Here is a 26,263-nt window from a genome sequence, read left to right on the forward strand (position 1 = left end):
ACGATGAGTGAAAAAGACTTTGAAAAGGAAACGTCAGACGCATCTCCAATGAATGTGGGGGATGCTTTACGTGACTTTATGGATCGAAAGCAATTAAATAGTCGCTATGAGGCTTTACAGCATGAGGTTTTTAAGGACTCAGAAATTCGCCAATTTTTTAATGAATACAAGGAAAAACTGTCACGTCAAATAATCTCGCGTGATTTTGCAGTCCTGTATGAATACTACTCACAACGAAATAATGCCAAAAAGGGTAAACCCGTGGTACACAAGGGATATACTCCTGCATTAACGGTTGCGGAAGGTCGAATTGTCATTATTTATGAGCCAGATGAAGAAACACTCCTAGCCCAACGCATGAGTATGCAGGCGCATCTAGTTAAATCAATCGGTATGCCAAAGTTAATTAAAAAGGCACGTCTAGATGATTTTTCTGATAATGATGAGGAACGGCTTGCAGCACTCACTGGTGTGCTAAATTTTATCAACAACTACACACAAACGCCGGATGATTATCATCGAGGCCTTTATATACATGGCTCATATGGTGTTGGTAAGACACATCTCATGGGTGCAATGGCAAATGAGTTAGCACTAGAGGGTATTCCGGTTACGTTGGTACATTTGCCAAGTTTTGTTGTCGAAATTCGTGGGGCAATTGGTACGAGCCAACAACCACAAGAGATGATCAATGCGATTAAACAAGTACCTATTCTTGTACTAGATGATATTGGAGCCGAATCGTTAACGGCTTGGGTTCGAGATGATATCTTAGGTGTTATTTTAGAATATCGGATGCAAAATGAGTTAACGACCTTCTTTACTTCTAATTTTTCTATGCAACAACTAGAAAACGAGCATTTTACTGTCACAAAAGATGGTGCAGAACCGGTTAAAGCAGAACGGTTAATGCAACGAGTTAAGTTTCTATCAAAAGAAGTGCAAATGGCAGGAGAAAATCGGCGGGAGTTTGATTAATGCAACAAAAGAACACAGGTCATATTATTCTGAAATTTCTCGTTGTGTTCATTTTAATGGTTGCCAGCGTTTTCCTCTTAAGGAACAATGCAAGTTGGTATCAAGAGCCCATCGGGGAAGTCACGAGTGTTAAGCAATTGTCGTCTCAAACACTACAAGACCAATACGGTAATAAAATTAAACAGCATGATGAACGTGTGCGAGTCAAAATATTAAATACTGAGAAAAAGGACCAAAGTATTTCATTTAAAAATACTTATGACGATGCCATGGCTATTACACAACCATTACATCGTCATGATCAAGTATTCCTATCCAAGTCAGAAAACTCTTGGGGCCTAAAAAACTTTAAGCGGGATACTTTTTGGATACCTATTTTAATTCTAGTGATTGGTGTGCTACTCATTACAACAGGAAAAGCTGGTATGATGATGACTATCTCACTTTTTGTAAATGTTGCGTTGTTCATTATCACAATATACCTAAACCTCATAACAAAGGATGCAAATATTTTTTGGCTATTTATCCTGTTTAGTCTCATTGCATCGGCAGTTACCCTGATGTTTGTTATGGGAGCCAAGAATCGCCTAACCTGGACTGTGCTATTGACTGTAATGACATCAACTACAATCGCGATGTTAATCGGTGTGTTAGTATTTAATGTTACAAATGGAAAGGGGCTTCATTTTGAACTGATGTCCTTTATTACTCAGTTGCCACAGCCAATGTTCTTATCAATGACACTTGTTGGTGTTCTTGGTGCCGTCATGGATGAAGCAACAGACATGATTGCAACCTTATTCAGTGTCGAGCGTGAACATCCCAATATGGGACTAAAGGAATTACTAGTTACAGGACGTCATGTCGGTCAAGAGATTTTTGGTGCCTTAAGTAATACATTGTTCTTAATCTTTATCGCCGAGCAAATTCCGATGGCCGTTTTGTATCTTAGAAATGGTAATAACTGGGGATTCACTTATACGATGAACCTTTCATTGGGGATGATTCAAACATTAATTAGTGCCATTGGTATTGTCCTAACAGTACCAGCCGGTATTTTTTGGGTCTGGATTCTTCATAAACGACAACAAAAGAAGGCAGGTATCCAATCATGAGTGTTTTGATGATGTTATCAGTTATTTTATTTGTCTTAATGTTAGCTATCGGTGGCATTAAGGGAATTGGTGCCTTTATTAGCTTGTGGATTAGTTTTGCAATTATGGTCGTGATGATCGTATTGATCAGTTTCCAGTTTAATGCTTTCTGGGTTCTGCTTATTGGCGGTGCCAGCTTATTGACAGTAACTGTTTTAAGTGCCAGTGCTGATGAACGAACGACTGTAATTGCCCTAATTGCCAGTCTTATCGTGATGTTCATCTTATTAGCTGTCATTTTACCCACTGAGCAAATCACAATTGCACAAGGCTTTTCAGAAGAAAACTCCGAGGATTTAGAAGGCTTGTCGCTAGCAATTAATATTGACTTTGGTACATTAGGGATAGTTGCTGCACTATTAGCTACCTTAGGTGCAATTGCCGAGGCATCGGTTGCCATTGCAACAGGTATTGGTGAATTACTAAATAGTAAGCCATCGCTTAAGAATAAAGAATTAATTAATGTCGGGCAGATACTTGGGAAGCAAATAATCGGTACTGCTGTTAATACCGTACTCTTTGGATTTTTAGCAGACTTTCTGAGTTTAGCGGTATTGTTTAGTAAATTGAAGTACAGTTTTGTTGAAGTTATCAACTCAAAATTATTTACGTCATCAATGTTGTCACTTTTGTATGCGTTACTAGGTGTCATCATTACGCTACCAATCACAATCGGTATCTTTTTGCTGTATCAAAAACACCAAAAAGTCGATTATAATAGGGAAGAGCTATGATTTATTAGAAAATCATGGTATGATTGGAGTAAATATGTCAGGATAATAAATGACATGATAGCCTGTAAGAAAGTAACCAGAGGTATAACGTATGAGTAGTGTGCTTGTGATTGAAGATGAAGAAAACTTGGCTCGTTTTGTTGAGCTAGAGCTACAACATGAGGGATATGATACCCATGTTGAAGATAATGGACGTAGTGGGTTAGACATCGCCTTAGCAAATGATTTTGATTTGATTTTGCTTGACTTAATGTTGCCAGAATTAAGTGGTTTAGAAGTTGCTCGTCGTTTACGTGAAGAAAAAAATACACCAATTATCATGATGACAGCGCGTGATTCTGTTATTGATCGCGTATCAGGATTAGATTATGGTGCAGACGATTATGTTGTTAAGCCATTTGCAATAGAAGAACTATTAGCACGTGTTCGTGCACTACTTCGTCGCATTGACATTGAAACCGAAGAACACAGCACACATCAAAGTGTTGTTCGTTATCGTGATTTAACAGTTGAAAAAGAAAACCGAATTGCTCGTCTAGGCAATGAAATCATTAACTTGACGAAACGTGAATATGAACTATTGTTGATCCTAATGGAAAACATTAATGTTGTTCAATCACGTGAAGAGTTACTTAAGAAGGTTTGGGGATATGATTCAGAAATCGAGACTAACGTTGTCGATGTTTATATCCGTTATCTTCGTAACAAAATTGATCAACCTGATTCAAGAGCATCATATATCCAAACAGTTCGTGGTACTGGATACGTTATGCGCCAGTAATTTGGAGGGACTTTAATGGATAGGCAATCATCCGTTATTAAAAAAACACCACAACGTAGAGGCCTTTCTTTAAAGTGGAAGTGGGCTCTCGGATCTGTTGCTGGTGTTTTTTTAATATTTATTATATTTACATGGTTTGTGATGCAGGCGTTCGCTACACAAATGATGGACACTGAAAAACAGCAAGTCTCGAGTTCGCTAAATGCTGTAACTAATCGACTAGAACACATTAATGAATCTCAGATGTTGCCTGCTGAAATTGATAAATTGTTACGTCCAGACAGTACTAATTTTGATCAGGTAGTCAACGATCCTGTCCTTCAGCAAATTGCTCGAAAAGATTATACAGTCCGTGTGTACAATGAAAATGGTACCCAAATATACCCAGAAAAAGGTGCCAAAATAGCGTTTCATGAAACAAAGAAACGAGTTATTAAAACAGAGCGTGTTCAAGGTGTAAAGATGTTAGTAGGTCGTGAGGAATTGCGTGATGATAATCATCAGATTATCGGGCACGTTACTGTTGAAAATCATTTAACTGGCTACCATAAAACCTTTAACCGAGTCTATGCAATAATCGCCATTCTAATTGTATTAGGGCTATTTCTCATAGCATTATGGGGGTACTGGTTATCTGGTTTCTTCTTACGGCCAATTGACAATATCAAAAAGACCGTCGACACAATCAACCGTGACCCACAAGCTCAGGTACGTGTGGTAAATGAAGAACGTACACCTGACGAACTAACCGATCTATCAAATTTGTTAAATACGATGCTAGATCGCATGCAACGATTTATCTTACAGCAGCATCAATTCGTGGAAGATGTTTCTCATGAATTGCGAACACCTGTTGCCATTGTAAAAGGTCATATGGAGTTACTAAACCGTTGGGGAAAAGATGATCCAAAGGTATTAGATGAGTCAATCACTGCATCGTTGAAAGAGATTAGCAGAATGGAAGTTCTCGTATCTGAGATGTTAGACTTAACTCGTGCTGACCAAGTAGAATTAACTTTCCGCGATGGTGACACTGATGCACAAGAATTGATAAATGGTATTTATACTAACTTTAAGATGATTCATCCAGATTTCACATTTCTAATTGATGATGACTTAAAAGGCCCCACAATTGTTAACATGAATCGCGATCATCTTGAGCAAATATTGATTATTTTGTCGGATAATGCTGTGAAATATAGTCAGGAACGCAAAGAAATTCATTTTGCTGCATCTCGTTCAGGAAATGTTGTTGAGCTAGCTGTGCAGGACTTTGGTGAAGGAATCAACCCTGAAGATGCAAGCCATGTCTTTGACAGATTCTATCGTGTTGATAAAGCACGATCTCGTAAACAAGGTGGTAATGGTTTGGGGTTGAGTATTGCTCAAAAACTGGTTGAAGGCTATGGTGGTCATATTCAACTTGAATCAGCAATTGGACAAGGTTCAATTTTCAGAATTACGTTACCAATAAAGCAAAAAGATCAAAATTAAAGAAAAAAGTAGGGCAGGATAGTGACAGAAGCAAGATTTCTTATCTCTATTTAACCTACTTTTTTATTGCGAAGGATAACTAATATGATTATAAAACACGTCATTTTACACGTTTTAGATAAAAATAGCGGTAATTTGATTGCTTCTCAAAATGAATTGGATTTAAATCAACCCAATTTACATGAATACATTGAAAAGTTAATTGAAAAATTTGGAAATAGTGACTACAAAGTCGGTCAATTGACCGACAATGATGCAATTGGTTCGATTGTATCAGATAACGACACACGTTCGTTTTCTGAAAAAGCAACATTCTTAGCTGAACAGTTGTTTGATATTATTTCTCCAAGCGAATCGATCCCTGCTGGTGATTTACTAGTTGTTGAATTTTCAGAAGGAGAAGATGACTTTTTCGGTATCTTGAAATTAAATTTCACGCCAAGATACACGCATGCTGTTGAATATCAGGATGATAAGTTAATCAATAATCTGGTATTAAATCAAGCGGTGTTACCGGCTGCTACTCAGACAGTCGATGAGGGTGTCATCATTAATTTAATGTCTGGTACTTATAGATTAATCGAGAAACGTTATTTGATTGACGGCCATCGTGTTAATTATTTTTCAGAAAAGTTTTTGCAACTTTCACCAGAAAATTCAACCAAAGATAATATCCAGGTGATTAAACAGGCTGTTAAATCAGTGGCTGGTAAGTTTGATCTACCTGAACATGAAGTCTTAGCGGATACACAAAACTCCATTTTTGATACTGTTCAAGATGATGGTGAAATTAATACTGCTGCGATTGCTGAATCGGTCTTTAACGGGAATACTTCAGCACAGCAGGCATATCAAGAGATTATCGATAATAAACATTTGAACACAGATATTAGTGTGCCAAACACTGAGAAAATTGAAAAGAAATACCGCTTACAACGTTTTAAACTTGATTCAGGTATTGAAATATCTATTCCAATGGATATTTATCAAGACAAAAACAAAGTTGAATTTATTAACAAACCAGATGGTACGATGTCGCTAGTTATTAAAGACATTGAATCAGTTATTAATAAATTTAACTCATAATTTTATCCTAAATTTTAGGACTAATTAAAGAATTACAACATATATTATGTTTCGTGATATAATTATTACTTGAAAAAATGAAATAGGTAGGATGACATACTCCATGAAAATTAAAGGTTTAACACCAATATTATTAATCGTGCTAGTCGTTTTGTTCGTTACGGGACACGCAGATTTCCTGAAGGGTCCTTTGGCTGACTTTATGAGCTGGTCAGAATCAACAATTGGGGGAGTAAATGCAGTTGGCTGGTCAATTATTATTTTGACTTTGGTAGTACGATTGATTTTGTTACCAATGATGGTACATCAACAACGTAATGCCACGATTCAGCAAGAAAAGATGCGTTTACTGCAACCACAACTAAAAAAGGTGCAAGATGCACAAAAAAATGCGCAAACGCAAGAAGAACAAATGTTAGCTTCACAAGCAATGATGACAATCTATCGTGAAAATAATGTCTCTTTGCTAGGTGGTATGAACTTTGCAACATTGATTATTCAATGGCCAGTATTTATGGGTCTATATGCAGCCATTAGAACTTCTAATGACATTGCTAATGCGTCATTCTTTGGTATTAGCCTTTCATCACATGCGCCTGTCCTAGCAATTGCTACGGCTATTGCATATGGTGTCCAAGCATATCTATCGATGATTGGTATTCCTGCAGAGCAAAAGAAACAGATGCAAATGATGATGTATGTTATGCCAATTATGATGTTGTTCATGACTTGGGTAACTAACGCTGGTATTGCGTTATACTTCTTTGCTGGTGCATTAGTTATGATTTTGCAAACATTGATTATCATTGTTTGGCGTCCAAAGCTAAAAGCACAAGTTGCTGAAACATTTGAAGTTAAAGATGTCGCTGATGATGCTTTAGCTGGCAAGATTAAGTCAAAGCCCACAGGAAAGTTTGCTGAAGCTATGCAAGCTGCTCAAGAGCAGCAACAACAGCAACAGCAGGGTGCTGATCGTAAGGATATTACTAAATCAACGCAAGAGCGTCAGAGTAACTCAAAAGGCGGTCGTAACGCTGGTAAACAACAACGAAAATAACATAATAAAAAGACTTGATGGCATACATTCATCAAGTCTTTTTATTATGGTTGAATATTTGCATGTTGCGCAGTTGTCATTTCATTGGCGATTTCTACCATTTGATCAATCGATTCATGGGCACCAGTTGCAATCCAACGAATAGCTAATGCAAGCATACCAGATGCAGTAAAGTCAGAAACGTAATCAATTGAACGATTGAAAGAAACCTTACTTTGCAGTAATTCGGCATATAATCCGTGTAGAATATCACGTAATGGTGGGTAGAACTGTTCACGTAAACCAGCATTAAGCAAGACAGCGATAGCGATACCATTCGCTTTGACAAAGCCAAAAAATGCTCGTGAAATTTCATTAGTATCTAGGGGTAATGAAGCAGCCTCTGTTTCAAAATCTTGCGTTAATTGGACAACAATAGCTTTAATGACTGCTTCTTTTGTACCAAAGTGGCGATAGAAAGCCATCCGTGACACGCCTGCCTTACGGGTGATCTCGGTAACCGCAAGTTGGTCATAGGATTGACTTTGCAACAATGTCAGCGTTGCGTCAATGATTTGTTCGTCAGTTTTTTGACGAATGCTTTCTGTTAACATATTTTTCATATCTTAATTCTACGCCTTTGCATGTAAATTAGGTGACAGATTAGATAAATTGAAGATTCATTTTAAAGGTTTAAGAAAACCTTTGCAAACACTACCAAAACGTTAAATTTATAATTTCCGTTGATTTTTGTAATTTTGAAGTTCTGTTGAGAGAACATAGGGGACATTGACCAAATCATCTGCAGAACGTGCCCCAACAAGCGCATACAATTCAGTCAATTGCTGTTGCCAATGTGTAATTTCATTGACTAGACCAGCTGTACCATCTTGAAGAGTTGTGTGAAGAAAGTGTCCCGCAATTCCAACGGCTTTAGCACCTAATATCTGTGCTTTAAGTATATCTAATGGGTTTTGAATACCACCAGTTGCAAAAATAGTTGGTTTTTGTTTGAGAGACTGTGCTTCCAATAAACTTTCGGCCGTTGTTTGACCCCAATCATATAGGAAGTCATAGTTAAAATCTTTATCTCGGTACCGACGATTTTCAATAACAGCAAAATTTGTACCTGAGCGTCCGCCTAAGTTAACGTATTTTGCACCACAATTATACAATTTTTTAATAGTTGCCGCGTCCATACCAAAACCGACTTCTTTAATAATAACGGGCACTGAAACTGTTTGAATAATGTCAATGATGTTATCAAGCCATAAGAAGTTTTGATCACCCTCGGGCATAACAACTTCCTGCGCCACGTTAACATGGACTTCAAGGGCATTAGCACCAATCATCTCAACAACTTGTTGCGCTGACCGTGCTGTATGGCCTGCACCAATATTGGCCATAATAAATCCATCGGGATTTACTTTACGGGCGATGGTGAAGGTTTCGATAGCATGAGGATCTTTTAAAGCCACGCTCTGAGAACCAACGGCCATTGCGATACCTGTTTCCTTAGCTGCCTCTGCCAGTTGTTCATTAATTCGACCGGTACGAGTACTACCACCAGTCATTGCTTCAATGTAAAAAGGGGTAGCAAAATTAAATTTTGCATCCCTAATCGTTGTTGAAACATCACTAATTTTTATCTCTGGTAAGCTTTGGTGAATCAGGCGAACTTGTTCTAATGATGACACCGGTTGCTGCCTGCGATATTCTGCTTCAGCCAATGCCAGATGTTCATCTTTACGATGTGCGTGCGCTGATTCCATAATACTTTATTCTCCTAATGATGCAATTTTTAATGGCAAAGGAATAATTCCTTCATCACGCCAATTTTGACGAAGCTGGTCAGCTTTTTCAGCATCGTCTGTGACAGAAATAACATTATCACCACCACCAGCTCCTGAAACCTTTGCTGGAATACCAACAAGTGTGGCTGTAAAAATAGCGTTTGATAAATTCTCCGTCAAATAGTTAATACCCACACGTTGCGTATAATCCATTAAGAAAGTTAGATTATAAAAAATGTTGGCATCGATTAACGAATAATCTTTATTACTGATACCCAGGCTAATTTCCGCAATAATGTCTTTCGTATTTAACGCTAACATTTCTTTAGCTTTCGCCTGTTCTTCTGCGGATACTGCATTAAGTAATTTCTGAGTATCGGCAACTTCTCCAGTCCAACCAACCAAAAGTTGCCATTCTGATGGCCAAGTTAATTGTTTAATCTCTAAGTATGGCCAAGAAGTATTTATTATTGTCTGATAATCAGTATCTTGTTGCAGCAACTGCTTAACAAAATTATCATCAAACTTACGATAGACGATCATCCCACCATAAGTTGCGACAGCTATATCTCCCATTGAACCCTTATCAAAGTGGGGGAGACTTAACATAATTATCGCACCAAGTTTAAATTGTTGTTCCTTAGTCATACTAATATCAAACAACTTATGAAACGCCTTAATAATCGACATGACGACAGCAGCTGAAGAACCTAATCCTAGTTTTTTGCCCTCAAAAGTAAGGTCACTTGTGAGAGTTACTTTAATACCAGATAAGTTCTTGACGTCATTCATATGGCATTTATACAGTACTTGAATTGTCCGTACAACCAATTCCCAGTCATCTGGACAAGATACTTGTTCCAATTGCTCTATTGAAACAGTAAATTTTCCTAACTGATCACTATTTAATTGAATTTCCTGAATATCAAGGCCTTCAACCGTGGCTGTAACGTACTTATCAACGGCAAAAACAATTGCACTTTGATTTGGTAGAGTAATTGCGTATTCACCAGCAAGGTATAATTTACCTGGCGCTTGAGCAGTTGCTATCATATTTTATCTCCTGAAGTAACTTTGATTCCCGGTCCGGGACTAGCAATAATAATCTGTGAACTTGTCACGACGTCGGTGAGAGCTTTCTTTATAATTGAGGTATCTTCAGGTCGAGAAATTAATTTCACATTAGGTCCTGCATCCATAGTTGCATAGACAGGTATGCCTTGGTTTCTTAATTCTTGAGCAATCATAATAACTTGCCAACTTTTATCAGTTAAGTAGTTGAAAGGGGGAACAGACGTCGCATTCATAGCATGCATCTGCAAAGCATTTGCTTCGGCAAGTTCACCCAATTTTACTAAATCATGTTGCTGAATTGCTGAAATCATGTCAGCTACCTGACTATTTGCCAGTTTTACCCATTCCTTGTAAAAAGGAGCAGTATTTTTGGCATGTTGCATCCCTAAACGTGACCCAACTTTTTTAGGTTGATCGTTAATTATCACCGTCATTAATTGAATCGGCCAGTCGACTTTCTCAAATATTGGTGTTGCGAACGAGGTTCGATCATCACCAGGCACCCATTTTGCGAAACCACCAAATATTGATCTTGTTGCCGAACCAGAACCATGACGCGCTAATCTTGATAACTCTGTCACACTTAAATCTAATCCCGCAGCTTTACTAGCCGCACCCGCTAAAGCGGCAAAGGCAGAGGCAGATGATGCTAATCCGGCTGCGGTAGGGACATTATTAGTAGAAATAATATACGCTTTATCATTAAAGCCAGCCATATCTCGGACGATATTTAAAAATCGACTAACTTTTCGAGCTGCAGTACCAGAAATCGTTTCACCGTCAAGAACTAATTGATCACTTGCTAACGTTTTATCAAACCAGACAGTTGTATCTGTATAAAACTCATTTAGAGTTAATGAAATTGAAGTCGTTGTAGGTGTAATAATTGCTTCATCTACTTTGCCCCAATACTTTAATAATGCAATATTTGTATGCGCCCGAGCAGTGTAATGCATGATAAATGCTCCTCAAACTATTTGTTATTGGTATAATTTTGTGTCCAAACTTCTTGTGCACCAGCATCTTCTAACGCCTTAATTACGCGAGTGGTTTGCTCACCATTCGTTGTAAGTGCAATCATAGTGCCACCAACACCGCCACCAGTTAATTTGGCTCCGAGAGCACCTGCATGACGTGCCGCATTAATAAGTTCATCTAATTTTGGATGAGAAATACCTAGGGCAGATAAATGGCTTTGCGCTTCATTCATATAATTACCTATTTTAACTAAATTATTTTCAGCAATTGCTGTTCGCGTACTTTTAGCGATTTCACCAATTTGATCAATATGGTGTTGTCCAGTTTCAGGGTCATTTGTCAAATTTTCACGAACAACTGAAATAGCTAATCCAGTTTGTCCTTGAATACCAGTATCAGCTAAAATTAGCGTACCATCTAGTGACATATCAATCTTTTCAGGTTGTTGCCCTTTAATAAACCAAACCGCTTCATCATGTGCTACCGTAGCAGTATCTAAGCCAGAAGGTGATCCATGTGTAATAGACTCTTCAATACTTGCCCAACGTTGCAAATCTTGCTTGGGTAATGGCTCATCAAAAAAATTAAAAAATGCTCGAACAATGGCAATTGCCGTTGCCGCTGATGAGCCCATTCCACGTTCTTGAGGAATATTTGAAGTAATTGTCATTGTAAAGGGCATTTCATCTGCTCTAAAATGCTTCAATAACCGATTAATAAGTTGGCGAATACCTTCGTAGACTTCGGCCATTGCTACTAATGGTCCCTGATAGGCCTTTGACAATACAACTTGTCCGGCTTCACGTGATTCGATTTTCACAGTCATTGCCAAATCCGTTAAAGGAAGTGCAATAGCTGGCTGGCCGTAAACGACCGCATGTTCGCCAAGTAAAATAACTTTGGCATGGCTTACGCCAATTCCTGGTTTTTTCACTTTGAAATTACCAATCCATTCTATTCTTTATTTTAGCTTTCTTAATCATACCAAATTAAGTGATTAATTACACCCTAGATATTACGATTCCAAACTTAAAAATTATTATAATCGTTAGTTTTAAAATATTCTTAACAGTTAATCTTTGATATGTTTTATATGTTTAGAAAATCACATAGTGACAGTCTATCTAAATTTCATTAGATTAATATGCTATAATCTACATAAGATTACTAAGAGAAAGTCGTGGTACGTCTCGATGCTAAATAAGGACATCTATGCGGTTGTCGATCTAGAAACAACCCGTACAACGAGCGAATCAGGTCGCATTATTCAAATTGCGATAGCGTTCGTACAAAACAACAAAATAATTAATCAATTTTCAACACTAATAAATCCTCATGAGTCTATTCCTCGTAATGTTGTCCAACTAACAGGTATTGATTCAGAAATGGTAATGGGAGCGCCTGCATTTGAAGATGTTGCTGAATCAATTCATACGATGTTATCTGGTACTATTTTTGTTGCCCATAATGTCAATTTTGATTTACCATTTTTGAACGCAGAATTTCAGCGGGTTGGTATGCCCGCTTTAGACGTTATAGCCATCGATACTGTCACGCTGAGCCAAATTGTTTGGCCAACTGCACCGGGATTTCGATTGGTTGACCTGACGTCCTACTTATCATTAACACATGGACGGCCACATCAAGCAGATAGTGACGCTTTAGCTACAGGTGCGCTACTGGTCGAAATTTTTACGCGCCTCGAAAAATTACCAATAGTCACGCTACAGTCACTGGCCGATTTACCGTTAGTATTACCTCAGAACACAAAAATTGTGTTCGAAAAGGCACTTTTCAAAGCAAAGACGTTGCGGGAGCCACTACCAAAACAATTACAAGTCATTGATGGTTTAGCAATTCGACGTTTTAGCAATCCAGAGCCACTGGTAAGTAAGTCCAATATGGCTTATCCGGCAAAACGAGCAGCTAAGCAACAATTATATGATAAAAAGTTAGTCTATCGAGAACAACAAGCAAAATTAATGAATGCTATTAATAAGCATTATACTAGCGATTCATTATCAGAAAATCCTGGTGAATCAGCCTTTATAGCTGAAGCACCAACCGGTATGGGGAAGACGATAGGCTTCTTACTACCATTTGCTTATCTTGCTAATCAAACCCAAAAGAAAGTAATTGTTACAGAGCCAACTATCACACTCCAAACGCAAGTGACGGAAACCGTCAATTCAACACTGCATGATATTCTACCGTTTGAAGTCCGTGCTGTTAGCCTCAAAGGACGTCGACAATATTTGAATTTACAGAGTTTTAAACGTTCACTACAAATTGATGAAGGAACAACCTCATTACAATTTATCAAAGCCCAAATTTTGGTTTGGTTAACAGAAACAGTTAGAGGAGATTTCGATGAATTGCATTTAATGAATGCGCAAGATAAATTTATTGCAAAGTTATCTCAGAATGCCAACAATCCGACAGGTTCACCGTTCTATGGTTATGAATTTTTTGAGCGACAGTACGTGCTTGCAGAAAATGCACAGTTTTTAATTGTTAATCACAATTATTTAGCAGAGTATGCCAACGAATTAGGTACTTCGCAAAACAAGCCTTATCTCGTTATTGATGAAGCACAAAATTTGCCAGGCGCTGTTTTAAATCAAAGTCGTCATCAATTACCAATCCAGACTTGGCTTGCCCGCGTGCAAACTGCTATTAATTTAATCCTGCAAGATGCCAAACCTGCTATTGGCGACATTTTGCGACACATAATTGGTGGTGAACAGCTAAAAAACCGTCTACTACGTTCTTTAGAAACACTGTCAGCTGAAATACCACAAATACAAGTCTCTCTATACCGTCGCTTTTTACTAAACAAAAAAGCACCTGCAACACAAAGCAGTTATGAAATAGCCTTGTCGAACAATGATTTTGCACAATTTTGGGTCGATCAGGCTAATCATGTTAAAAGTATCCACAAAGCTGTTTTTAATCTTGAAGACTCATTGCAATCATTGTTGACCCAATTCAGTGACGCAAAAGGGGTGTTCTCATTAGGAGAGCGGCAACAACTAGCTGATTTTCGACGGTTGTTAGATAACATTAGTCAGTATGAAAAACAACTAACCACCTTCCAGCAGGATTTAGTCGATTTTCCAGATGCAAGCATTTTTTGGATAACAGAAACGCAAAGTCACGATAGCAGTAACCTAAAATTGAGCGGGGGATTGTTACACACGTTGAATTATTTCGAAGAACAAGTTTATCCACATTTTATGTCACCCACAATTATTGGGGCAACGTTATTCACATCAACAAAATCTGGATATTTATATGATCGTTTAAATTTGGATAAAGAAACGGCCACAGTACGTCATTATCCTGATATTTTTGATTTTAAAAATCAAGCTGATTTAATTATGGTGAAAAACGCACCCTTGCCAACCAGTAAAGATTTTTCAAATTATCTAGCAAGGCAATTAGTAGATATCACAACCTCTGTCAAACAAAACACACTTGTTTTGTTTAATTCGTTAGACACTATCCAGCAAGTCTATACTCAAATACAATCAAATCAAAAATTTCAACGTAGTTCACTAACGTTATTAGCTCAAGGAATTACGGGTACCCGTGGTAAAATAAAAAAGCGAATGCAGTCTGAAGACGGACTTGTCGTACTGGGTGCTGCAAGTTTTTGGGAGGGTATCGATTTACCTGGTGATCAGCTGCGACTGCTCGTTACTGCTCGGCTACCATTTGATCGTCCCAATACAGTATTACAAAAAGCAGAAGAGGCAGTCATAAGTTCAGAAGGTAAACATCCGTTCTACCAAAGCACTTTACCTAAAGCAGTTTTGAGATTACGCCAAGGCATCGGTAGGTTAATTCGAACACCTACGGACTACGGTGCGGTCATTATATATGATGCACGTATTTTGACTAAATCATATGGAAAGACATTACGAAAAATGTTGCCATCAAACTTGCCACAAAAAGAATTAAAAGATTCTGAAGTAGTACAAGAACTAAAAGATTTCTTTGATACACATCATAAATATCTTTAATAAGACGGCGAATTTTGGTAAAGTAGTAAGTGGTTTATTTTTACAGTGGGCAGAAACTATTCACAGCAAAGGAGCTTAGTAATATGGAGATGCGCTCAACGGTACACGGACGCCGTGGTAAGCGGCTTCGACGCTGGTTACTTGGTATTCTGATATTTTTAGTCATTATTTTGATTGGGGTATCAGTATTAGGTGAAGCACAGAAACCTGTTGATACAGCAAAAGACCGTGTCACAAAAATTGCAAAGCAATCAGGCAAGTTGACTACAGTATCAAAATTTTATCGTATCTCTAGACAGAAAGTTTACTACAGTGCTGTTGGAGAAAATAAAAAGAATCAGAAAATCGGTGTTATTGTTCAAGGAAAATCGGATAAACTAACAACTATTAACATGACGGATGGTTTATCTGAAAAACAAGTTAGAAACTTACTAAACAAGCAATTGCATCCGAAAAAGATAACAAGCATTGGCTTAGCACTTTATAAAAAAGTGCCAGTTTGGCAATTAACTTTTGTTGATAAGGACGATAATTTAAACTTCATTACTTATCAGTTCTCAGATGGTAAACAAGTTCAGTCAATTCGTCATTTATAAAAATAAATAATAAGGGAGCTCAAAACGATGGAGACAATTCGCATTGAAGACGCGAAAAATTATGTTGGCCAAGAGGTACGTCTAGGTGCCTGGTTAAGAAACAAACGTGGATCAGGTAAAATGCAATTTTTGCAATTACGTGACGGAACGGCTTTTTTTCAAGGAGTTGTTGTTAAATCTGTAGTTGGGGAGGAGATTTTTGCTAAGGCAAAAGCACTTTCACAGGAAACGAGCATGTACTTGATCGGAACAATCGTTGCCGATGAACGCTCACCATTTGGATACGAGTTACAGGTTAAGGATCTTACAGTCGTTGGCGCTTCAGAAAATTATCCAATCACACCTAAGGAACATGGAACAGATTTCTTGATGGATCATCGTCATCTTTATCTGCGTCATATCCAACCATTTGCAGTACTGCGCATTCGAAATACATTGATTGCCGCAACTTATGAGTTCTTTAATAAAGAAGGATTCATTAAAATCGACTCACCACTTTTGACTGGCTCAGCTCCTGAGGGAACAACCGAATTGTTCCATACTGAGTATTTTGATGAAGATGCTTATCTATCTCAAACAGGTCAGTTGTATGCAGAGGCTGGTGCGATGGCTTTCGGTCGTGTATTTACCTTCGGTCCAACGTTTAGAGCTGAAAAATCTAAAACACGTCGCCATTTAACTGAATTCTGGATGATTGAACCAGAAATGGCTTGGATGGACCAAGAAGATTCACTTAAGATACAAGAGCGTTATATTTCATACCTAATCCAATCAGTGTTGGATCGGAATGAGTATGAATTGGACTTACTTGGTCGTGATAAAGACTTACTAAAGTCATATACACAATTACCATATCCACGTGTATCTTACGATGATGCCGTTGAACTATTGCAAGAAAATGGCTTCGATGTAAAATGGGGTGTTGATTTTGGTTCTCCTGAGGAAACTTTCTTAGCTAATCATTTTGCTAAGCCTGTCTTTATCACGAACTTCCCTAAGGAAATCAAGGCATTCTACATGAAGCGACACCCTGATCGTGATGACGTTGTTATTTCAGCTGATTTACTAGCACCAGAGGGCTACGGTGAAATCATTGGTGGGTCAGAGCGTGATACTGACTTTGATTACCTGGAGAAGCGAGTTAAAGAACAAGGACTCGATGTTGAAGAATATTCTTGGTATCTAGACTTACGAAAGTATGGTTCTGTACCACATTCAGGATTCGGTCTAGGCCTCGAACGTGCAGTCACTTGGATTACTGGTGAAGAGCATATTCGTGAAGCAATTCCGTTCCCACGTACTATGAACCGCCTATGGCCATAAGCTAAATATAAATACTATTAAACCGCTATGGATGTTGTTAAATCAATGTTTGTGGCGGTTTTTGTTTGTTCTGATATTTTAATACACTATGAAACTCAGTATTCATTGTGACTTTTGACTATGTTATGCTTATAATTGATATTTATGAAAAGGTGGCCGACAAAAATGACAGTTGATCAAGATAACGTATTAGCATTTTTAAATAATGGTCATACGACATTAGATAATTTTCTACTCTTACATTACCGAGAAATCGGTATGAACAATGAAGAATTGCTTGTATATATCCAAACTAAGGTGGGTATCGATCAAGGTAATCGCGAACCTAGTACTGAATTGATTAGCCAAGCGATTGGTTGGCCAGCTAAAAAGGTTTTTTCATATTTAGATTCGATGCGTAAAAAGGGGTTAGTGAACTTCAAGAGTCGTCATGCCAGTGATGGAAAAGTGACTACTGAATTAGACTTTAATCCGTTATATATTGCCTTATTAAATATAAAATCAGGTGGTAATAGTGCTAATGAACGTGTTACTAATCAAGGTATGCCTAATTTGGAGAAGGAACAAACAGAACGGGCAGATATTTATAATTTGATTGAACAAGAATTTGGACGGCCTTTAAGTCAAATTGAAATGGAAACTATCAAACAATGGTTTGACATTGACCATTTTGATCCAAAATTTATTAAAGCTGCTGTTCAAGAAGCCGTTTTGAATGCAGCACTCAACTTAAGATATATTGAAACCATTCTTGTTTCGTGGCAAAAAAAGAATTATCACTCTCTCAATGATATTAAAAATGAAAGGCAACAACACCGACAGTACAAACAATTACAAGATGATGAAGTTGTTGATATCCCGACAAATGTTGACATTTTAAATGTTGATTGGAATAAATTTAAATAAAAAATTGTTCATAAACACAAATATTGAACTGGTCCCGTAAGTTAGCGTAATTTCCTAAACTTACGGGACTTTTTATTTGGTTACAAAATAAAAACTGGTCGGAAATATTTCAGTTTAATACTGAAACTTTTCCGACCAGTTAAGTCGTTCAAACTTTACGTCAGTCTATTAACGTAAGTGCATATTTTTAAATTAGTCTTATTGCGCGTTATCTCCGCCACCATTATCTGTGGATGGTTGGCTTGATTCACTTGGCTCACCTGGTTCTTCAGAAGTACTGCTGCTTTCTGGCTCTTCAGAAGAAGAAGTTTGCTCATCAGAAGACTCCGTTGTTTCTGATTCCTCTGATGATTCTGAACTACTACTTGGTTCTTCGGAACTAGGTGTTGATTTCTCTGAGCTACTGCTTGGTTGCGCACTAGATGACCTTCTTGATGGTGTAGACCTTGATGAAGACTTTTTAACCGCTTGGTCAATTGTCTTTTCCGAAGAAGTATCTGCACCAACAACTGAATACTCTTTAACACCATTAACGGTTGAACTCTTTACAGTATCTGGCATGTCCCAATCAGAACCATCTGCACCAGCACCAGACATAATGTAATCCATTAACGCCTTGTATACACGAAGAGGAGTAAACTGTTGCTCACCAGATGCTAATGAATGTCCTTCTTCATTAGGTTCATCATAACCTGTCCAAACAGAAATTGCAGCGGTCTTGGTAAATCCAGTAAACCAAGCGTCTGAAGCAGATTTGTCTGGCATATTCAATGAATCATCATAGGCTGTAACACCAGTTTTACCAGCTTGCGCATAATCAGATGTGTTAATGATTTTAGCATATGAATCCGTAATTACTGACTTCATCATGTTCGTCAACATAAATGCAGTTGATGATTTCATCGCTGTGCTGCTTGAATTTTTAAACTCTTTTACAGCACCACTCTGATCAGTAATCTTTGAGATATATTGTGGCTTATAATACTCACCACCATTACCAAAAGCAGAAAAGGCGGCAGCTTCTTGCTCACTTGATACATCAATACCGATAGCACTTGAAGCAACTAGTTTATCACTATTCATCGGAATTCCTAGTTTCTTTAGAAATGCAGAAGAATTGTCATAGCCAACTTCTTGCAATGTCTTGATAGCTGGTATGTTTCGTGATTGGGCAAGTGCCTTACGCATGGTTATCTTACCAAGATAAGAACGATCAGCATCATAGACTTGGGTATTGGTACCAGGATACGTATATGCTGAGTCATCAACAGAGTGGTTAGTTGACCAACTCAAGTTTTCAACTGCTGGTCCGTAATCAACCAATGGTTTAGCGGTTGATCCTGATGAACGATTTGTATTCGTTGCACGGTTTGAACCCTGGAGACCATTTTGCTTACGACCACCAATTTGAGCCATCACTTGGCCATTGTTTGGATTGGTAACAGTCAAACCTACTTGCATCAAATCGTCTTTCCATGCTACATAATCATCTGTATTAGCAACATCGTATGCCCGTTGTTGCACATCAGAATCTAGATTAGTTTGTACGACTAAGCCATCTTTATTTAAGTCGTAACCTAAGCTACTCAACTTGTTTCGTACAGATGTAATATACGCATCATCAACCTTGGCGTCTTCACTTTCTGAATCAACTGTATCATGATTAGAAGTCAAACCGGTTTTAATCGATGTCTGACTATATTTTGTGGCATCTGACTGAGAAATGACATAATTATTTGCCATAGCTTTTAATACATCGTTACGACGAGAAGTGGCACCCTTAGGATTAGAGTAGGGGTCATAACCGGATGGTGACTGAGGTAGTCCCGCAAGTAATGCCATCTGTGGTACTGTCAATTCAGAAATATCCTTATTAAAGTAATATTCCGCAGCAGTTTTCATACCGTATACACCGTTACCCATATATACCTTATTCATATAGAGGGTTAGTATCTGATTTTTCGAATATTGTTTTTCTAATTTAGTAGCCAACCAAGCTTCTTGTGCTTTACGCTTCAACGTTTGATCACTAGAATTAGTTGAAAATACTGTCAATTTAATTAATTGTTGCGTTAACGTTGATCCACCTTGAAGACCTAAGGAAGAACCTGTCACGTTAGCAAAAGCAGCTCCCAAAATTCGACGAGGGTCTACACCGTGATGCTTGTAAAAACGACGATCCTCAATTGAAACAACTGCCATGCGCATCTTCTTTGGAATCTCATTTTGCTTTGCTGTTTCTCGTTTTGATCCCGTTGAATAGAAGACATCACCATCTTTATCTAAGAATTTCGTTTGTGATGTACCAACTAGCGCAGAATTAGTAACTTTAGGAGCCGAAGAAGCATAATATGCAAACAGTCCGGCACCCACAAAGCCACCAACTACAATTAAAATAACTATCGTCCAAAATGTATACTTTAAAATACGCTTCCATTTGGAACCAGACTTTTTAGGATTTGGCTGAGATGGCCGTTTATTATTTTTCGTGCTGTTACGTCCCCGTTCAACACGTGACATCTCTTCTGTCATACTAAGTTATCTCCTTTTCGTTCACATCGCGCAAGAAGTTTATCCACTGCCACTAAATAGGGGGTAGTCGGACTGATTCTTTGCTCAATCAACTCACCCGATTTAACAATCGCTTCATATGGAATAGACTTTCTACCAGTAACCTGATTATCCCAGTATTGGAAAATGAGGTCTGCCCACACAACGTAAGTTTCTTTTAAAACTGAAAATCTAATTATCATAAATGCTAATCCATGTTGTGCAGCAATAGCTTTCAAATGTTTGACTTGATGGTCATGGATATTATTTAACGGAAACGAGCGTTTATGACTTGTTTCCTTGGCATCAAAATCAATATAATATCCCTTGTAGATGCCATTATAATCTGTTGTCGAAGCTTGACTAAAGTAAGCTTCTGTAATTTTAGCTGCAGAACGGGCCGGATAACTCACATTAACAATTTGAATAGGCGTTGGTTTCTTATGGATAACCGCTTGTCCAGTTGCTAAGTAATAGTTATTCGCAGCATTTATATCAGCCTCTAATGACATGCCTCGCTTACTTTGCGAAACTCCTTGGTTTACACTTGGTTGTTTGAAAGATTTACCGTTAAAGGCATGTCCATTGGGATAATTAAAAGCCATGACACACTCCTATAATTAAACTTTATCTTTGTCATTATAACAAAAGTCGCGCAATAGTAACAGTTTCCGTAAACTGACTAAAAATATAAAATAGGGAAAGAGGTATACAATTTAATGGATCGTATTTGGATAACTGGTTTTCGAAATTATGAATTGGGTATTTTTAACAATAAGGATCCAAAATTAACCATTATAAATTTTGCAATAAACAAACTTTTGACAAATGCCATTTATGACGATTGTAATTGGCTTATTACTGGTGGTCAGCTTGGTATTGAGCAGTGGGCAATTGAAGAAGCGCTAAATTTAAAACAAACAACATTTCCAGACTTTCAAATTGCTTTAATGACACCATTTGTCGATTTTGGAAAAAACTGGAAAACAGATAAGCAAGAAAAATTAACTAAATTAAAGCAATCTGTTGATTTTAGTAGTTCTGTATTTAACACCCCTTATGAAGGACCAAAACAACTAAAAGCTTACCAGCAATTTATGCTAGATCATACAGACAGAGCAATTATTTTCTATGACCGAGAGGCTGAGAATGCGCGAGCTCGTTTTGACTACCAAGCAATGAAAAACTATGCTTCAGAACACAACTATCCAGTTATGTTAATTGATTTAGATCGCTTACAAGATTATGCCGACGAATATCAAATGAGAAATTCTGATTATTTGGAATAAGAAATATTATTTTTTGCATAACTAACTTTGTCATCTATAGAGAAAGCTGGTACACTAAGGTAAGAAGAAAACTAAGGAGTGCAAGTGATGGAAAACGTGCAACATACTCGTGAAGAAATTCTAAACAAGGATTTTAAGAAAACACGTATTGGTACCGGTTACGATATAACGGATGTAGATGCTTATTTAGATGAGATTATCTCTGACTATCAAGCTTTTCAAACTAATATTAGTGAATTAAATAATCAAAACCAAAAACTAAAGGATCAAGTTGCTGAATTAACAAAGCAAGTTTCAGCAGCTCCAACGACATCGTCAACGCCAAAAGCTTCGCCAGCTCCTGCTGTTAATACAAATATGGACATTTTAAAGCGTCTTTCGAATTTGGAACGCCGCGTATTTGGTGCTTCATCTGAACAATTTAAGAAGAATAAAGAAGCAGATAATGATAAGGCAGAAGAAGTGGAAGATGTAATTGTTAAAGAAAATAGTACACAATCTGCTGAATAAGTGTATAATGGTTATTCGTGATGTGTTAGTGGGTGATTGCGTGTGGCTTATGCTGCATGAGGAAAGTCCATGCTCGCACTAACTGTGATGTTAGTAGTGTTCGCGCTAGCTGAAAAAATAAGGCTAGGCATTCAATGATTTGAATGATGGCCAGCCAAAGATCTAAGGATTTTATCTATGATTTAGTAAGCTGCTAAGGTGCCACAGTGACGAACCATCAAAGAAATGCGATGGATGGAACGCGGTAAACCCCACGAGCGGGCAACCCAAACTTTGGTAGGGGCGCTTGACCTAGCGAAAAGAAGTGATGGTCGGGGAAACAGAAATGTTTGAGATAGATGATTACCACCAAATAAAGATTGCCAATTTTTATTTGGAACAAAACATGGCTTATAGCTAATACATCAGGCAGCCGGCGTCCTTGTGGCGTCGGTTTTCTTTTTGCCCAAATTTTTAATCTCATTTATAATGAAAAGTATCAACTTGAAAAGAGAACTGAATATGAAAAACTTTAAATTAATGGCAACAATGGGCGCTGGTATGGAATCACTAGTAGCCCGTGAGCTGAAAGAAATGGGCTATGCTACCGAAACAGAAAATGGACGTGTTTTCTTTGATGGCACAGTTGAAGATATTTATCGCACAAACTTATGGCTACGTGTGGCTGATCGTATTAAAATAGTTGTGCAAGAATTTGATGCCAAAACTTTTGACCAATTATTCGAAAAAACAAAAGCTTTCCCATGGGAAGATTTATTACCTTATGATGCCAATTTCCCAGTAAATGGTCGTTCAAAGCACTCTATCCTACACTCTGTACCAACTGTGCAAGCAATTACTAAAAAAGCAATTGTTAAGCGCTTGTCTGAAGCTTATCATGCTCATAGTTATCTGCCAGAAACTGGTCAACGCTATGTTTTGGAAACGGCAATCGACAAAAATCATGTCATGATTACCCTAGATACGACTGGTGACTCATTGTTTAAGCGTGGTTATCGTACCGAAAAGGGTGGGGCCCCATTAAAAGAAACAATGGCGGCCGCATTAGTCAAATTAGCCCATTGGTTCACCGATAACCCATTTGTTGATCCAACAGCTGGATCAGGGACGATTGCCATTGAAGCTGCTTTGATAGGTCGTAATATCGCTCCTGGTTTAAACCGTGAGTTTGATATTACTGATTGGGACTGGTTTGATAAAAATATTGGTCAGACGCTAAAGGCACAAGCACGCAGTATGATTAATTTTGATGAGCCCTTAGATATAACCGGTTATGATATCGACGAAAATATGATTGAGATTGCACAAGCTAACGCTGAAGCCGCTGGCGTCGGTGAGGATGTAACATTCAAGCAATTAGCCGCAGCAGATTGGTCAACTGACAAAATCAATGGTGTCTTAGTTGCTAATCCACCTTATGGGGAACGACTTGGTGATGAAGATGCTGCCCGTCAACTTTATAGCCAAATGGGCTATATTTATAACAAGATGCCAACATGGTCTAAATATATTTTGACATCAGACGAAGAATTTGAAACTGCCTTTGGTAAAAAAGCAACTAAAAAGCGTAAGTTGTACAACGGTGCTTTAAAAGTTGATTTATACCAATATTGGGGTAAAAAAATTCGTAATTAATCAAGCGATATTTGCAATTCGAGAGGAGACAGACTATGAATCCGTTACTTGCGGGTATGAATGATAAGCAAGCTGAAGCTGTTAAAACAACAGAAGGGCCATTGTTAATTATGGCTGGTGCGGGTTCTGGAAAAACACGTGTGTTAACCCATCGCGTAGCTCATCTGATACAGGATTTAGATGTTTTGCCATGGCGTATTTTAGCGATTACATTTACCAATAAAGCTGCCCGTGAAATGAAGGAACGTATTGGGCAACTGGTTGAAGAAAACGACGCTAATGCTGTTTGGGTGTCAACTTTTCACGCCTTGGCAGTTCGTATCTTGCGCCGAGACATTGATAAATTAGGATATAAAAAAGACTTTTCTATTATTGATGCTAGTGCCCAGCGTACTTTAATAAAGCGCATTCTAAAGGACCTTAACGTAGATATTGAAAAATACACGCCACGTTCAGTTCTGGGTGCTATTTCTAATGCTAAAAATGTCATGGAAACACCTGAAGAGTATGCTAAAAAAGCATCTGGTCCATTTGAAGAAATTGTTGGCAAAACATACAAAGAATATCAACATCGTTTAGCTTTAGCCCAGTCATTAGACTTTGATGATTTGATTATGCTAACAATTGAGTTACTACACAAAGACCAAGAGGTACTTAGCTACTATCAAGAAAAATTTCTTTATGTGCATGTTGATGAGTACCAGGATACTAACGATGCGCAGTATGAATTAGTGACGCTACTTGCCGCTAAGCACCGTAATTTGGCAGTTGTTGGTGATTCTGATCAATCAATTTATGGCTGGCGTGGTGCGAACATGCAAATCATTTTGAATTTCAGCAAAGAATATCCTGACGCCAAAACAGTCATGCTAGAACAAAATTATCGATCAACGCAAACAATTCTGGATGCTGCTAATGCTGTGATTCGTCATAATAATGAACGAATTGCCAAAAAGCTTTGGACAGATAATGGTGAGGGTGAAAAAATCACCTATTATCGTGGTCAATCCGATCGATCAGAAGCACTATTTGTTATCAAAGAAATTCGTGATGCGGTTAATGCGCAAAAATATGACTACAAAGATTTTGCCATTCTATATCGAACTAATGCGCAATCACGTGGTGTCGAAGAGGCACTAGTTAAAGCAAATATGCCTTATACCGTTATTGGTGGTTCTAAGTTCTATGACCGTAAAGAAATTCGCGATATTTTGGCCTATTTGTCATTAGCCACAAATCCAGCAGATAACGAAAATTTCTTGCGTATTGTTAATGAACCTAAACGTGGTATTGGACAAACTTCTCTAGAGAAGCTACGCCGCTTTTCTTTGGAAAAAGGTTGGACGTTATTAGATAGTGCAGCTAACGCCGCTTTAATTCCTAGTCTTTCTGCAAGAGCAGCCAATAAATTAATTGATTTTGCTACAATGATAGCGACATTTATCGAACAAATGTCATTTGATTTGAGTTTGACTGATTTGACAAAATCTATTTTAGAAAAATCCGGCTATGAAGCACAACTTAAGAAGTCACCAACACCAGAAAATGAAGGGCGTCTCGAAAACTTATCTGAATTTTTGTCAGTTACTGAAGAATTTGATAAAAATTATGAACCAACTGATGAAAGCATCTCAAAATATGTTGATTTCTTAGGTGAATTAGCCTTAGTCTCTGATTTAGACAATGTCGATGAAAATAGTAATAATCAGATCACGTTGATGACCTTGCATGCTGCAAAAGGATTGGAATTCCCTGTCGTCTTTCTTGTTGGTATGGAAGAAAATATTTTCCCCTTATCAAGAGCAGCTGCGGACGATGAACAACTTGAAGAAGAACGTCGGCTGGCCTATGTTGGAATTACACGTGCCAAAGAAAAGCTATTTTTAACAAATGCTTATTCAAGATTACTTTATGGTCGAACAACAAGTAACCCAGCTTCTAGATTTATTGATGAAATTGATGCACAATTAATCAATGAAAAATATGATGGTACTGGGTTCCAACCTACTAATCGTGAAAGAGATTTGCCATTTAACAAACGTTCTGTGCCTGCACAAGGTGTCACTTTTAGTGGTCGTAAACGTCAGCAACCATTGCAACGTACCAGTCAATCAAATCCCAACGTTACAAGTACTGGCGCTGAGAAAAAAGATTGGGTAATCGGTGATGCAGTGCAACACAAAAAGTGGGGTATTGGTCACGTTATTAAAATTACAGGTGAGGGCGAAGATAAAGAATTAGATATCGCTTTTCCAGATCAAGGTATTAAGCGTCTATTAGCTGCCTTCGCACCAATCAATAAAGTTGAAAAATAGACAGGA

At 37.9% G+C, this 26,263-nt stretch carries 22 protein-coding genes and 1 other RNA gene; 16 read left to right on the top strand and 7 right to left on the bottom strand.

What is annotated here, in order from left to right; translation table 11 throughout:
• Positions 1 to 3: 3 nt before the first annotated feature.
• From dnaI to yidC, 7 genes are all read left to right on the top strand, one after another.
• Positions 4 to 978, top strand: coding sequence for a primosomal protein DnaI (gene dnaI, locus FFM62_RS00650; protein ID WP_115470417.1), 975 nt, complete (start codon positions 4 to 6; stop codon positions 976 to 978).
• Positions 978 to 2,093: a YibE/F family protein gene (locus FFM62_RS00655; protein WP_115470418.1), complete on the top strand. Its 1,116-nt coding sequence runs from the start codon at positions 978 to 980 to the stop codon at positions 2,091 to 2,093. Before dnaI ends, FFM62_RS00655 begins: the two co-directional genes overlap by 1 nt.
• On the top strand, positions 2,090 to 2,866 hold the full coding sequence (locus tag FFM62_RS00660; RefSeq protein WP_115470419.1) for a YibE/F family protein: 777 nt from the start codon (positions 2,090 to 2,092) through the stop codon (positions 2,864 to 2,866). Before FFM62_RS00655 ends, FFM62_RS00660 begins: the two co-directional genes overlap by 4 nt.
• Positions 2,867 to 2,957: 91 nt before the next feature.
• A complete protein-coding gene (locus FFM62_RS00665; protein WP_115470420.1) occupies positions 2,958 to 3,647 on the top strand; it encodes a response regulator transcription factor in 690 nt (229 codons plus the stop codon).
• Positions 3,648 to 3,662: 15 nt separating this feature from the next.
• Positions 3,663 to 5,141, top strand: a complete 1,479-nt coding sequence (locus FFM62_RS00670; RefSeq protein WP_115470421.1) for a HAMP domain-containing sensor histidine kinase — start codon at positions 3,663 to 3,665, stop codon at positions 5,139 to 5,141.
• 84 nt (positions 5,142 to 5,225) lie between these two features.
• Positions 5,226 to 6,227, top strand: coding sequence for a nucleoid-associated protein (locus FFM62_RS00675; RefSeq protein WP_115470422.1), 1,002 nt, complete (start codon positions 5,226 to 5,228; stop codon positions 6,225 to 6,227).
• Positions 6,228 to 6,330: 103 nt separating this feature from the next.
• Positions 6,331 to 7,284 carry a membrane protein insertase YidC gene (gene yidC / locus FFM62_RS00680; protein WP_115470423.1) on the top strand — a complete coding sequence of 318 codons (954 nt, stop codon included), beginning with the start codon at positions 6,331 to 6,333 and terminating at the stop codon, positions 7,282 to 7,284.
• 44 nt (positions 7,285 to 7,328) lie between these two features.
• Here yidC and FFM62_RS00685 read toward each other — a convergent pair whose 3' ends face one another.
• From FFM62_RS00685 to mvk, 5 genes are all read right to left on the bottom strand, one after another.
• On the bottom strand, positions 7,329 to 7,886 hold the full coding sequence (locus tag FFM62_RS00685; protein WP_237342611.1) for a TetR/AcrR family transcriptional regulator: 558 nt from the start codon (positions 7,884 to 7,886) through the stop codon (positions 7,329 to 7,331).
• Positions 7,887 to 7,994: 108 nt separating this feature from the next.
• Entirely contained in the window at positions 7,995 to 9,035 is a 1,041-nt protein-coding gene (gene fni, locus FFM62_RS00690; protein ID WP_075269665.1) for a type 2 isopentenyl-diphosphate Delta-isomerase, read from the bottom strand.
• A 6-nt stretch (positions 9,036 to 9,041) separates the two neighbouring features.
• Positions 9,042 to 10,109 carry a phosphomevalonate kinase gene (locus tag FFM62_RS00695; protein WP_115470424.1) on the bottom strand — a complete coding sequence of 356 codons (1,068 nt, stop codon included), beginning with the start codon at positions 10,107 to 10,109 and terminating at the stop codon, positions 9,042 to 9,044.
• Entirely contained in the window at positions 10,106 to 11,086 is a 981-nt protein-coding gene (mvaD, locus tag FFM62_RS00700) for a diphosphomevalonate decarboxylase (protein WP_115470425.1), read from the bottom strand. Before mvaD ends, FFM62_RS00695 begins: the two co-directional genes overlap by 4 nt.
• A 17-nt stretch (positions 11,087 to 11,103) precedes the next feature.
• On the bottom strand, positions 11,104 to 12,042 hold the full coding sequence (mvk, locus tag FFM62_RS00705; RefSeq protein WP_115470426.1) for a mevalonate kinase: 939 nt from the start codon (positions 12,040 to 12,042) through the stop codon (positions 11,104 to 11,106).
• Between the two features lie 259 nt (positions 12,043 to 12,301).
• Between mvk and FFM62_RS00710 the strand changes: the two genes are divergently transcribed.
• From FFM62_RS00710 to FFM62_RS00725, 4 genes are all read left to right on the top strand, one after another.
• Positions 12,302 to 15,133 carry a helicase C-terminal domain-containing protein gene (locus FFM62_RS00710; RefSeq protein ID WP_115470427.1) on the top strand — a complete coding sequence of 944 codons (2,832 nt, stop codon included), beginning with the start codon at positions 12,302 to 12,304 and terminating at the stop codon, positions 15,131 to 15,133.
• Between the two features lie 83 nt (positions 15,134 to 15,216).
• Complete coding sequence (locus tag FFM62_RS00715) at positions 15,217 to 15,729, top strand: cell wall elongation regulator TseB-like domain-containing protein (protein WP_075269661.1); 513 nt, start codon at positions 15,217 to 15,219, stop codon at positions 15,727 to 15,729.
• 27 nt (positions 15,730 to 15,756) lie between these two features.
• Positions 15,757 to 17,052 carry an asparagine--tRNA ligase gene (asnS, locus tag FFM62_RS00720; protein ID WP_115470428.1) on the top strand — a complete coding sequence of 432 codons (1,296 nt, stop codon included), beginning with the start codon at positions 15,757 to 15,759 and terminating at the stop codon, positions 17,050 to 17,052.
• Between the two features lie 165 nt (positions 17,053 to 17,217).
• Entirely contained in the window at positions 17,218 to 17,958 is a 741-nt protein-coding gene (locus FFM62_RS00725; RefSeq protein ID WP_115470429.1) for a DnaD domain-containing protein, read from the top strand.
• Positions 17,959 to 18,156: 198 nt separating this feature from the next.
• On the opposite strand, the gene FFM62_RS00730 is transcribed toward FFM62_RS00725, so the two are convergent.
• Together FFM62_RS00730 and recU are read right to left on the bottom strand one after the other, a co-directional pair.
• Positions 18,157 to 20,490 (bottom strand): PBP1A family penicillin-binding protein, encoded by a 2,334-nt coding sequence (locus FFM62_RS00730; RefSeq protein ID WP_115470430.1) that lies wholly within the window; start codon positions 20,488 to 20,490, stop codon positions 18,157 to 18,159.
• A complete protein-coding gene (recU, locus tag FFM62_RS00735; RefSeq protein ID WP_115470431.1) occupies positions 20,487 to 21,113 on the bottom strand; it encodes a Holliday junction resolvase RecU in 627 nt (208 codons plus the stop codon). Before recU ends, FFM62_RS00730 begins: the two co-directional genes overlap by 4 nt.
• A gap of 114 nt (positions 21,114 to 21,227) precedes the next feature.
• Between recU and FFM62_RS00740 the strand changes: the two genes are divergently transcribed.
• The 5 genes from FFM62_RS00740 (at position 21,228) to pcrA (ending at position 26,257) form a co-directional block, all read left to right on the top strand.
• A complete protein-coding gene (locus FFM62_RS00740; protein ID WP_075269656.1) occupies positions 21,228 to 21,797 on the top strand; it encodes an SLOG family protein in 570 nt (189 codons plus the stop codon).
• Between the two features lie 87 nt (positions 21,798 to 21,884).
• Positions 21,885 to 22,307, top strand: a complete 423-nt coding sequence (gpsB, locus tag FFM62_RS00745) for a cell division regulator GpsB (RefSeq protein WP_075269655.1) — start codon at positions 21,885 to 21,887, stop codon at positions 22,305 to 22,307.
• Between the two features lie 24 nt (positions 22,308 to 22,331).
• Positions 22,332 to 22,705: RNase P RNA component class B (gene rnpB, locus FFM62_RS00750), an RNA gene on the top strand.
• Between the two features lie 103 nt (positions 22,706 to 22,808).
• The gene (locus FFM62_RS00755) at positions 22,809 to 23,942 is read left to right on the top strand and encodes a THUMP domain-containing class I SAM-dependent RNA methyltransferase (protein WP_075269654.1); all 1,134 of its coding nucleotides are present in this window, start codon (positions 22,809 to 22,811) and stop codon (positions 23,940 to 23,942) included.
• Positions 23,943 to 23,977: 35 nt separating this feature from the next.
• On the top strand, positions 23,978 to 26,257 hold the full coding sequence (gene pcrA, locus FFM62_RS00760) for a DNA helicase PcrA (RefSeq protein WP_115470432.1): 2,280 nt from the start codon (positions 23,978 to 23,980) through the stop codon (positions 26,255 to 26,257).
• Positions 26,258 to 26,263: the final 6 nt, after the last annotated feature.

Source organism: Weissella thailandensis (assembly GCF_005405465.1).
Classification (GTDB): domain Bacteria; phylum Bacillota; class Bacilli; order Lactobacillales; family Lactobacillaceae; genus Weissella; species Weissella thailandensis.